The organism is Acidobacteriota bacterium (assembly GCA_016208495.1).
Lineage (GTDB): Bacteria > Acidobacteriota > Blastocatellia > Chloracidobacteriales > Chloracidobacteriaceae > JACQXX01.
This window is the reverse complement of record JACQXX010000019.1, coordinates 15,072-26,607: the sequence shown is the minus strand read 5'-3', so window position 1 is coordinate 26,607 and position 11,536 is coordinate 15,072. Positions and strand designations below refer to the sequence as shown.

Below are 11,536 nucleotides of genomic sequence, written 5' to 3'. Positions count from 1 at the left end.
CTAGTCAATTCTGAAGATCCGATTGGCACTGCCGTTGATCTCGACTGTGAGCAATGTCTGGCTTCCGGGAACCAGGGCCACCCGTCCCGGTGCGCCAGGAAGTTGAACCTGATTGAGCGTTTGACCCTGGTTGATATTAAAAAACAGAAGAGATTGCAGCCCATAGGACGCAATGGCTCCATTTTCATTGTCCGCAAAAATCACTGGCAAGTTACTGACGATGAAGTAATTGTCTTTTGGTGGCTTGATGCGCTGGCTTTTGCGAAGCCCCTGTGTCTGGTCGCGCTCAAGAACCAGGATTTTTCCGTCATCCAGATTGGCGGTGATAAACGCCGGCTTGCCGTTTTTCTGAAACGGATTGAGGACGACACCAGTGATCCCTTTGAGCTGGTTGACAATCTGTTCTTTGGCCACATCAATCACCAGCAGTTCGCCGGAAAATGAAGCCCCCAGATAGAGTTGTTTCCCGTCGGTACTAAACAGCGGACGGTTATCGAGCGCCAGTTGGGTTTCTTTGTCAACCCGAGTGGTTGACACTGGTTGCATTTCGCGTGGGTCGTTGACATTGAGCACGCTGATGGTTGAGTCCTCACCAAGCGAACCAGCCGTCACGGCCAGTAACTGATTGCCTTCCGGAGTTTGAACAAATCCAAGTTGAGCCGGGAAGGGACCAACTTCGAGTGAACTCAAAACCGCACCGCCATCGGTTTCAAATGCCAGGACCCTGGTTTCAACATCGGTGACAAACCCGGTTTTGCCATCGGGGCTGAAAACCACGTTGGAGTAATCAAGCAAAAAGGGATTTGAGGTGTTGATGCTCACACTTCCGGTTGTTTCCCAGTCACCAGTCTGGTTCAAGCGAAATAAGTTGACGCTTGAACCTCCGCGAGTGGCTACCGCGAGTCGGCGTTCGGCTGCATTTTCATAGATTGACAGGGTTTCTGGGGTATCATCAGTTGTCAGCCGGGCAGTGACAGTGTTGGTTTCAAGCGAGATTTCAAGCACTTCATCCGTTAGCGGTGAAGCTATATAGGCTTTGGTTCCGTCAGTGGTGACCACCGGGACTTGTTTGATGGTAAATGCCACGCCGGTTGGCGTCTCAAATTTTCCAACTGATTCAAAGCCATTTGGGAGAGAGCGCGTCAGGTCTACGCGTCGTTCGCTCGTGGTCATGACGGCACAAACCGGATTTTCTGAGGTGGTTCCAACCGCGAAAGCAAATGGAATTCCTTCGGAAACCTTTGAGGTACCAAGATGTTCCCCGGTTTCGATGTCAAAAGCTTCGATCCGCTGTTCAAACGGGACGAGGGCATACCCACGGGTGCCATCGGGGCTAAAGCGTGGCGCGCCATACAAAAGCTGCTCAGCCGTAAATTCAACCTGTGAGACCTGTTTCGGTGCCAGGGGTTCAGTCAGATCGAGCACCGTGATGAGGGCCTCGGAATCGTGCTGAACCAGCATCCGGTTGCCGCGTCGCTCTAGCCGGGCTGGAAGAATCGGCAAGGTCGTACGCGACAAAATTTCAGCCGTGGTGGTGCTAAACGCGAGCAACTGTCCACGGGCAATCGCAATATAGCCGAAATCTTCAGTATCACTGAGCAAGACCGTGCTGCTCAGTGACAAGGCGCCGCGATCTGGAAACCGGTACACGGCCTGCTGCCGCAGGGCGCGAGGGTTGGTGGCATCCACCAGAAACAGATTGTGTGGGCCGTCAGGTGTACTGGTAATCGCGAGCAGGCGCTTGCCGTCTTTTTCGCGGAGCGCCAGTTGCACGGGGAAATCTCCCAACGCCAGATTCCCAAGTTCCTCACCGGTCTGGGTGTTAAAGGCAAAGAGCGTCCCGCGCCCTTTTTTGTCAACCACTGTGCCAAATACCACCTGTCCGTCACGGCTGAGCGACAAGGTTTCCTGGGTAAAATAGGCGGATCGTTTTTCAGGAAAGACGCAGGTTGAAACCAGGCGTGGCACACGCGGATTGCTCACATCCACAATTGAAATCGTCGGTTGCGGCTGCGAAAGAAAGGCGTTGTTAAATACCGCCGCCAGCGTTCCCTGAACAATGACCTGGGTTGGACCATCGCCAACGGTGACTTCGCCAAGCTGTTCACCCGTGGCCAGGTCAAACGTAAACACCGAGTCAGTTTCATATGATCCGACCAGCCCAAAGGTCCCATCATCACTCACAATCAGGTTGTTGTTGACACCAGGGAAGAACGCCCGTGGAAACGCCAGTGTGTTGATTTGGGAGGCTTGATTGGAAGCTGGGAATATCGCATCCGAGCCATCAGTTGCTTGAGGATGAGCTTGAACCGCAGTAACTTCCAGTTGTGGAACTGCCTGATTGATTCCAGTCGCGAGGCTTACACTGACGATAAAGATGAAAAAAAATCGGTAAAACTTCATAAAAAATCCATGATTATTGGCGCGATTGGGCGGTGCCCAGTGACGCCCCTACTCTTCCAATACCTTGATAATGACGACGGTCAAATCGTCGTCAAGGACCGACTGCTGGGCATATTTGCGAACGGCTTCATAAATTTGGTGAACTATTTCGCGGGCTGGCAGGTGGCGCAACTCTTTGACGATGTTGATCAAGCCCTGGGGGCCAAGCTCGACACCATCGCGAGCGGCTTCGGTGACACCGTCCGTGTAGAGAATCACGATTTCTCCTGGCTTCAGTCGGCGGTTGCATTCACGGTAGTCAATGTCTTCAAACATGCCCAGAACCGTGTTTCCGCACGAGAGTTCCAGGTGTGTGTTGTCGGCCCGCAGCAAAATCATCGGGTTGTGACCGGCGTCGGCGTAAGTAAACCGATGCGAAAACGGATCAAGCACCCCGTAAATCGCCGTGACATATTGGGCCCCGGTCACGCTTTCCCAGAGCAGATAGTTCACCTTTCGAAAGATACTCCGAATGGCGTAATCATTGCGGACCTGGGCGCGGAGCGAAGCCCGAAAACTGGCCATAATCAGGGCGGCTGGAATCCCTTTTCCCGAAACGTCGGCAATACAGATCCCCAGTTGTTGATTGGGAAATGAGATAAAGTCAAATGAGTCGCCACTGACTTCTTCGGTTGGGAAATTGGCGCCAGAAATATCGAACCCAGGAATCACTGGATCCCGATCTGGCAGCAAGCTCAATTGAACCTGGCGGGCAATCCCAAGCTCGCTTTCAAGTCGTTTCTTTTCAAGACGTTCCTGGTGCAGAAAGGCTTTTTCAATTGAAATGGCAGCCGTTCCGGCAAAAAACATCAGCATATCCAGGTCGCGTTCGGTGTAGGTGGTTTCCGAGTGGCTTTCCAGGTTAAAAGCACCGATGACTTTGCCGTTTGAAATGATCGGGGCCACGATTTCAGAGCGTGTCTGAGGATCGGCTTCGATATAGCGGCTGTCTTTGCGAACATCTGGGATAATCACGCCCCGGCTGTTTTTGATGACCCAGCCGACTAGCCCTTCGCCAAATTTCAGCCGCAGCATGTTGGTTCGCGAGACGTCATAGGCTCGATGAACCAGCGCCTGCATTCGCTTTTCATTGGATTTGCTTTCGACAATGTAGATTGCGGCGGCGTCATAACGGACAAACGAGCGCACGGCATCAATAATCAGGTTCAGAATTTCGTCAATATCGAGCGATGTGCTGATTTTGTGAGTAATTTCCTGAATAAGCTGGAATTTGATCTCCGTCGAAAGCGTGTCAACGGCTGGAAAATCAATAAATGCAGGCGATGGATCGGCAGAGTACATAGAAAATGAAAAGGGGCACGGTGTAATTCAGGGTTCGGGGTTCAGGGTTCAGGGTTCGGGGTTGAGGGTTCAGGGTTCAGGTCATAGGTGCCAGGATAAGGATTTGAGACCCGAAGGGTCGTCATGTAATAGCTGTAGCGAAGCCCACGGTCTCGGTCAGATCGAGGTTCAAGCCCTGCAACGGCGTCGTAAAAAAATGATAAAACGGTTCATTTTTCCCTTCTCCTGGCGCTTATGGTGCTCAGGGTGTGAAAACAGGGTTTAGAGGAACGGACACAACGGACACAAAAACTTCAATTCGAAAACCCTGAACCCTGAACCCTGAACCCTGAACCCTGAACCCTGAACCCTGAACCCTGAACCCTGAACCCTGAACCCTGAACCCTGAACCCTGAACCCTGAACCCTGAACCCTAAGTTGTTCCCATCCGCAGGTTGCGGAGCTGGTTGCCATAGGTCAGTTCAAACACAAAGATGCGACCCCGATGGTCGCAAATCGTCAGTGTATCATCATTTGTCAACCGGAGCGAAACCTCTCTCGTCGCATTCAGTAGAAGCTCAAGTCGCGTCTGGGTGTGGGTCCAGTCGAGCACATAGACCCGAACTTCGCTTTCATTTCGCACCGGAATGACCATCCAGCTTGTGGTCAGAACCGGCTGGTTTGGCGAGAGTGCCGTGGCAGTGGTCAGTTCCTGTTTGCTCAAGAATGATTTTTGCCAGCAACGGGTTACCTGGACAAGATGCGTGTCGGTTTGGAGGGCGGCATTCAGGGAAAATCCACCTGGATTCAACGCCACCGTGCGTTCAAGCACCGAATCCGGGGTAAAGGTAATGGCTTCGCGGCTTTGCAGCCGAAACTGGGGCAACGCATATGTCCAGATTTCGACCTGTTTGTGCTGGCCATTGACGACAAATAACGAACACTGGCTGGTCGAACGAGAGATCGTCAACGTTCGGCCAATTTCGGGAATGCGCCACAATGCCTCAAAGCGTTTCCCAAGCGTGTCAATCACCAGAATGTCATCCCGTGAATTGACAACCCAGGCTTGTCCATCAAAATCGCGGGCAAAATCAGAAAGTTCGGCTTCGCACCAGTCTGAAGCACTCCGGGTGGTGAGATCAAGTTTGGTCAGTTTCCAGACTTCGCCGCGTCGAATCAATCCAATCGCCCGATTGCCCTGATCTGAGAGCACCAGTGCCGTGGCTGGTTTGTCAAAGTGGGTCAGTGTTTTCCCTTGACTTGAAAGCAACCGAATGCCTGATTCCCCAAGCGCCACCAGGCACTTTCCATCCGGCAGGTAGGCCGCATCATACACCGGCATCAGGCCGGCATCGGTGGCGTCCGCCGTAAAAATCCGAGGTTTGGTGATGGTTTGCAATTTTGGGAGATGCGGACTGGTCACGGTTGGCACATCCGTGCGTAGCGCCGCATCGCCGGCAAAGGTCAGCAGATTGGTGAGTTCATTGGTGGTGGCCTGAACGTGTCCCTGACTCATATCGCGAATCGTTGCCCGAACTGCGGCTCGGGCGAGCATTTGTGGCACCGGGCCTTTGGGGGCATCTGCCACCAGTGTTCGCCGAAATGCCGCCCGCATTGGGGCTTTTTCAGGGTCTTCATCAGCCAGCAGGTCGAGGACAGGCCCGCTCATTGCTTCATGATCGGTTGGGAAGAGCGTCAGTTTATAGGCCAGCATTTGACCTGCCACCACGCCACCTCCGGCAATGGCCCGTTCGACCCAGTCAGCCGCAATATGGCGGGCTTCGGAAACTGGCCAGATCGTGTTGACCGCTGCCGGATATTCACCCGCTTCGGCCTGGGTCGTGGCCCAGAGCAGTCGCAACGTGTTTGCCTGCTGTGGATCAGTTTTTTCAAGTCGAACAATGGCATCGGCAAAGGCACCGGTTCGCCGGGCAAGTGTGACCGCTCGCCGCCGATTTCCAGCCAGAAACCACTGGCGCACCACGAGTCCGGCAGCGAGTTGCCGGGCTTCGGCCATTTCCGCTGCCAGTTTGAGTCTGCCGTGGCGTTCCAGAAAGGCAACGGCTTCTTCGTTTTCCTGCAGGAGTTCGGCCAGGACAAAGGCGGCTTCCTCGATTTTTCCCTGAGCGTTCAGCCGATCAAACGCCGCCCGATACAACTGGCGAAGCTGGGCAAAGAGTTCTTCGCCCATGCCAATCGAAGAACCTGCCCGCTGTTGATACGGGGAAATACTCAACCGGCTGCGCGGGAATGGGACGCTGAGTGCTGGAACGGATTTTCCTTCGCCGGGCAGGCTGCTGAGCGGAATCGCGTGGCGGAGGGCTTCGTGCAAGTCTCCACGTTCAAACATATCCATCATTTTGCTCAGATATCGGGCCTGTTGCTGGCCAATCAGGTGGGCCAGCCGACTAAAGAGCAGAAAGCGGGCGGTCAGTCGGCGCGCCCAGTTGGACATATTTTCAAACATTGATTGTGGCGACGGTGGCAACACCCGGAGCTGATCATCAGGCGGTTCCGGTTGCCGGCTTCCAAACAGTTGCCCGATGGTATCAACCAGTTGCCGCCACCAGGGTCGAGGAGGCGACTGGACTGGTTCGACGGATGGTTTCCTCGCTGGAGGTGACGGGGTCGTGGTTGAGGTTTGCGTTTCTTCCTGGCTGCGCAGAAAAGCTGTCATCAGCTTGAGTTGTGATATCAGTCGTGCGAAAAACCCTGGCTGCCGGTTTTCTGACGAACGCTGTGACGTGGAAGGCGGTGCCGATTGCACCCTGACTGGTCGCGTCAGTGCCGCAATGACTTCAGCCATTTGTGGCGAGGCCAGCGGGACGCCATCCAGTTGCTGTCGAGGGTCAAAGACCAGTGCCGGAGCCGTTTCAACGATAGCCGGTGGCGGACTTCCAAGTGATGTCACTTCAACCACTTGAAAATTGCTCAGGTCAATCCAGGCTGAAAGGGTCTCTAATTTTTGTTCGGCCAGTGATTCGATATGAATCTGCCCACCCTGGGCCGTGACGAGCGAGTTGGGTTGTGGTTGGAGGGCTTTGAGTTCCTGGCTGGTGAGTGGAACGGTGCTCAGTGTTTTTCCCAGCGCAACCACTGGCAACCCATCTGCCAGACGGCAATCAATCAGATGAGAAGCTGAAAATTGCACCAGATAGCCACCCGCCACGCGAAACACACGTGCCCCGGCTTCCCAATGGCCAATGACCCGCCGCTGGGCTTCGGTGATACCACACAAATTGATTGGAATCAGGATCCCTGCCGCCTCGACCACGCCACGGTGAATCAGGTTTCGGGGATGAATGGAGTTCGTCATACCAGTTTTTAGTCAGCAGCTAATAATGCCTAAGGGTTGAAGTGGTTGTTGGTCCTCATCCTGAAGGGATGGAGCCAGGTTAGCCGGTGGTCAGCGTCGCTTTGGACGCGCCACCACCGGATGCGGGTCAGTTCCAGATTGCCCCACCCGACCCGCCGCCTACGGCGGCGGGTCGGGTGGGAAAAAGGTGGAGAATGACCAGATTCCCAGGGCTCGAAGACTCGCCCTGGGCTACGAGCCGTCACCTACTTCGTAGGTTAAGAACCAAAACGGCTTCAACCCTTCATTCGCAGTATTGACTACTGACTCACCTTGCTATTTTTCAATCCCGCGTAGCAACGTAAACACTGCCTCATTAAAAAATGAATAGAGTCCTACTTCGCCGGCCACGGTTGAATAGGCCATCATTGGGTGCGTGGTCGAAAGAGTGACCTGATCAATTGGATGGGCAAAGCGCGGCAGGCTGTGGCTCCAGTTTCTGCCGAGCAGGTGAATCGTTCGCCGGTCGTCATCAAGCACCACCAGCGCCGGGGTTTCACGGCTCAACCGGGCAATGGGACCGATGACCCCGATCACTGTCGTGCCGGTTGGCTGGCGGTAAATGTGCTCTCCCGTGCGGTTCATGACAACCCATTCCTGGCCGCCCCGGTGAACCGCAAAAAGCCCGACTTTCGAATCTCCATCCCCATAGCCAAATCCAAAAAACGCCTGTTCCCCTTCGCCTTCGACAATGTGCGTGAACTTTTGATCGGTTTCAACCGATACCACGCCCCAGCCTTTTTTCTGAAGCTGGCGAATATAAATGATTCTTGAGCCAAGTTGAGTAATTGCTTTGACATACGGCCCGTGCAGTGCGGCCTGTCCCTGACCGTTCTGGAGCGTCAGGGAAAAAAGTCGCCCGTCCCCGTCCAGCGTCAGGAGTTCAGCGTGCGGGCTGGTCAGGTAAAAAATCTGATGGAGCGGGCCGGTGAGTGCTGGTGTTTGAAACGGTTCAACCCAGTCCGGCACCGCAAAATCAGTGTCCAGAAAGCCGTCCCAGCCTGCACGTAGCGACTCTGAGCAAATTACTTTTCCCGTGCTGGTAATAACCCACATTGTTTTCTTGATGCGCCCAACCGCGGCAATCGTCAATTTGGATTTGCTGTGATAGAGCCGTGGTTTTCCCACCGGAGCGCGCGGTGAGTTGGGAATTGGATAGGCGATCAACTCGCCCTGTCTTGAGCGGGCAAAGAGTTTGGTGTGATTGAAACTAAAGACAAAATTTGACGCTGGAACATACTGACTTCCCAGGACAAGTTTGGATAGTGGCCGCGAGACCTGAAATGGGTCGCGCAGCAGGCGAACCGATGCCTGGTCATCAGGGAGTTCGAGTTCGATTTCCGGCGTGGTTCGGGTGCGAGTCGCAATCGTGACCAGAACCCGGTTGGGTGTGCTGACCAGATCGTTGACTTCGAGCCTGGAAACGTTCGCCAGTCGCGAAAATTGGCGACTGCGGGGGCCGCTGACGAGCCAGAAATCGTGAGGCGCGGATGAGATTCCAAGGGTTGAAAACCATGTTTCCAGGTCCTGTTCAGTCATTTCCCGTTGGCTCCGTGCCCGGAGCAGCGCCAGGACACTGGCTTCAGTGACGCCGGTCAGGAGCGGTGTTTCTGGAGACTGGACGATTCCCCATTGAAACGGCCTACGAGCCTGGGCGGCACGACGAGCCAAAACGATCAATGCCGCCAGATGAACCAGCCGTGGTTGCCCAAGTTGATTGGGGCCGGCATCAAACAAAACCACTGAAACCGTGGCGCTGGCGGGAGAGCGGCGGGCAAGGTTGAAGAATGAATGTTCACCAACGGCAGCCCGGCGGATAAATTCGTCCGGCACCTCATCAGCCAGCACCCATTCCGATAGCAGCAGCCGTTCATAACTTCCCCGGCGAGCGATGCCGTCAAAGCCATCCGGTTCACCGCTCAACCGATGGGTGTTGACGTGCAAGGGTCCGATCAGTTGATCCAACCGGCGCACCAGTTGACCAAGGCTCAATTGGAGTTCAGCCGGAAACAATTCGAGGTGTTCGGCCCAGGGTTGAAGGGCGGTTGTCAGGGTTCAGGGTTCAGGGTTCAGGGTTCAGGGTTCAGGGTTCAGGGTTCAGGGTTCAGGGTTCAGGGTTCAGGGTTTTCGAATTTGATTTTGTTATGGGTTTTGCCGCGTAGCGGTGGCTGAATTGAGGCAGGTCGTTTACGGCCTGCAACTCGGGTTTTAGGGTTGCAGGGTTTGGGGAAATACTCCCTCCAGCCATTTCAGGAGTGTCGTGCGCGCAACCCGGCGGGCGGTGCCAAGTGAGATGACGTTTCCGGTTTGCGGAAAAACCGCCAGCGGTGGTTGAAGTGCCGGAAACTGTGCCAGAAATGCCTGTTCCACCAGTGTGACCGGAAGTGAAGGCAACAGCACTGTCGGCAGCAGGAGCGCCGGGGCGAGCGGATCACGCCCCAAATACATCACGCCGTCCACCCAGGGCAGTGAGGCTTCCGGACCGAGCACCACCAGCCAGTCTGGCCCGGCAACGCCTTCGAGCAAATCAAGTGACTCATCATCACCTGCCAGGAGTCGTTCAGCCAGTCGCCAGGCGGTTTCACCAACGGCAGCAGTCCCAACCGGCGCAAGGGGGATGGTTCGTGGGTGCCAGATGAGCGGGACAGATGGGTGAGACATAATATAGGGTTCAGGGTTCAGGGTTCAGGGTTCAAGGTTCCGGGTTCCGGGTTCCGGGTTCCAGGTTCCAGGTTCCAGGTTCCAGGTTTTCGAATTTGATTTTGTTATGGGTTTCGCCGCGTAGCGGTGGCTGAATTGAGGCAGGTCGTTTACGGCCTGCAATTGGGGTTCCGGGTTTGAAAGGACGAAAAAGACAAAAAGGACAGAACGGACAAAAATTCGAAAACCCTGAACCCTGGTTTTGAAACCCTGAACCCTGAACCCTAAAAGGTTGCACCTTGCGCCAAACTCAGGAGCCATAGTCGGCCACTCCATTTTTGTTTTATACTCAGTGTGAGGAATGAATAATGAAATAGCTATTTAATTGAAGCACAAGTATTTAGCTAATTCATAATTCATAATTCATAATTCATACCTACTCTATCAGGAAGTCATCATTGTGAAACCAAATAATCCATCTGAATCAATTCCGGTGATTAACAAATTGCCTGATTTCAAACCGGCTCAAACCTCTTCGTACTCAGTGACCTACCGGGCGATTGAGCACGAAAGCATGCGGTTTTTGCCGGCTGCCGTCAAAGCCCGTGTCCGTAAACTGGAACAGACACTGGCTACAAAGCCCAAAGATACGGTTGAAGAACTCCAGCAACTGATGGCCAGTTACCCAAATGTGCCGGTATTTTGGAATTTCCTCTATGGGGCCTACAGCCAACTTGGGAAAAAAGGCAAGGCCGAAGAAATCGTGCTGGAGATGTACCGGAAATTCCCCGATTACCTGTATGCCCGGCTGGCTTATGGACATATCCTGCTTGAAAACAAAGAGCTTGAAAAGTTTGCCGAAGTCTTTGACAACAAATTTGATCTCCAGTTGTTGTACCCCAAACGCAAACTATTTCATATCTCGGAGTTTGTTTTGTTCAACGGTTTGATGGGGTTGTATTACACCGAGACGAATCAACTCGACATTGCCCGGTTGCTCTACAAAATGTTGAATTATGCCGCCCCCAACCATCCGATCACCAAAACACTGTACAGCCGGATTGCTTCGGCCCAGGTGGTGGGCGCGCTTTCGGAAGCTCTTGAAACCGCTGAGGAATTGATGCAGCGCGGCGAACAGCAGGCCAAACAGGCTGCCCGTGAGTCCGCCAAACAGACGCGCGCACAGGCCAACGCGGTGAAAGAAAAATCAATCAAGTCTGAAGCACCAGATCCAATGGAAGAACCGGCAAATGAAACAGGGAATTGATTACATCGGCGTCGGCGTCGGGGCCGTGATCGTCAATCACGATGGCCAGGTTTTTCTGGCGCGGCGCGGTCCACTCGCCAAAAACGAACGTGGTTGCTGGGAATTCCCCGGCGGCTCGGTCGAATTCGGTGAACGTCTCACTGATGCCCTGGTGCGCGAAATGCGCGAGGAGTTCGGCATCGAACTCGCCGTTGGGCCATTGCTCGATGTGGTGGACCATCTGTTGGCGGACGAAGGCCAACACTGGGTTTCGCCGACCTACATTTGCCAAATTGTTGCCGGCGAGCCACGCATCTGTGAGCCGGGTAAATGCAGCGAAATCGGCTGGTTTGCCCTGGATCAGTTTCCCTCAGAATCAGAACTCTCGCTCATCACTCGCGAAAATCTCCGGCACTATCGGATTTGGGTAAATCAAGTCCCTCTTCAACCGGCGTGAAGAGATCGTTTTTCAATGACCGCAGGGTCCATTGCGGTCAGGGGGTGTCTATGATGAATCGGCGTTCCTCTCTGCCATTCGCTTGTGAGCATCAAGTGATACTTCGACTGGTTGG

Annotated in this window: 7 protein-coding genes; 2 read left to right on the top strand and 5 right to left on the bottom strand. The window is 54.1% G+C overall.

Annotation, left to right across the window (positions count from 1 at the left end):
- From HY774_03315 to HY774_03295, 5 genes are all read right to left on the bottom strand, one after another.
- Positions 1-2,403, bottom strand: a complete 2,403-nt coding sequence (locus tag HY774_03315) for a hypothetical protein (protein ID MBI4747486.1) — start codon at positions 2,401-2,403, stop codon at positions 1-3.
- Between the two features lie 48 nt (positions 2,404-2,451).
- Complete coding sequence (locus HY774_03310) at positions 2,452-3,744, bottom strand: SpoIIE family protein phosphatase (protein ID MBI4747485.1); 1,293 nt, start codon at positions 3,742-3,744, stop codon at positions 2,452-2,454.
- A 412-nt stretch (positions 3,745-4,156) separates the two neighbouring features.
- Positions 4,157-7,039 carry a hypothetical protein gene (locus HY774_03305; protein MBI4747484.1) on the bottom strand — a complete coding sequence of 961 codons (2,883 nt, stop codon included), beginning with the start codon at positions 7,037-7,039 and terminating at the stop codon, positions 4,157-4,159.
- 315 nt (positions 7,040-7,354) lie between these two features.
- Complete coding sequence (locus HY774_03300) at positions 7,355-9,070, bottom strand: hypothetical protein (GenBank protein ID MBI4747483.1); 1,716 nt, start codon at positions 9,068-9,070, stop codon at positions 7,355-7,357.
- A 216-nt stretch (positions 9,071-9,286) separates the two neighbouring features.
- Entirely contained in the window at positions 9,287-9,739 is a 453-nt protein-coding gene (locus tag HY774_03295) for a hypothetical protein (GenBank protein ID MBI4747482.1), read from the bottom strand.
- A gap of 439 nt (positions 9,740-10,178) precedes the next feature.
- Between HY774_03295 and HY774_03290 the strand changes: the two genes are divergently transcribed.
- Both HY774_03290 and HY774_03285 read left to right on the top strand, forming a co-directional pair.
- On the top strand, positions 10,179-10,985 hold the full coding sequence (locus HY774_03290; GenBank protein MBI4747481.1) for a hypothetical protein: 807 nt from the start codon (positions 10,179-10,181) through the stop codon (positions 10,983-10,985).
- Complete coding sequence (locus HY774_03285; GenBank protein MBI4747480.1) at positions 10,969-11,421, top strand: NUDIX domain-containing protein; 453 nt, start codon at positions 10,969-10,971, stop codon at positions 11,419-11,421. The genes HY774_03290 and HY774_03285 overlap by 17 nt, the downstream gene beginning before the upstream one ends.
- Positions 11,422-11,536: the final 115 nt, after the last annotated feature.

Coding starts and splice junctions, on each gene's coding strand:
- HY774_03295 (MBI4747482.1), bottom strand. CDS start 9,739: ATGTCTCACCCATCTGTCCCGCTCATCTGGCACCCACGAACCATCCCC.
- HY774_03285 (MBI4747480.1), top strand. CDS start 10,969: ATGAAACAGGGAATTGATTACATCGGCGTCGGCGTCGGGGCCGTGATC.
- HY774_03315 (MBI4747486.1), bottom strand. CDS start 2,403: ATGAAGTTTTACCGATTTTTTTTCATCTTTATCGTCAGTGTAAGCCTC.
- HY774_03310 (MBI4747485.1), bottom strand. CDS start 3,744: ATGTACTCTGCCGATCCATCGCCTGCATTTATTGATTTTCCAGCCGTT.
- HY774_03305 (MBI4747484.1), bottom strand. CDS start 7,039: ATGACGAACTCCATTCATCCCCGAAACCTGATTCACCGTGGCGTGGTC.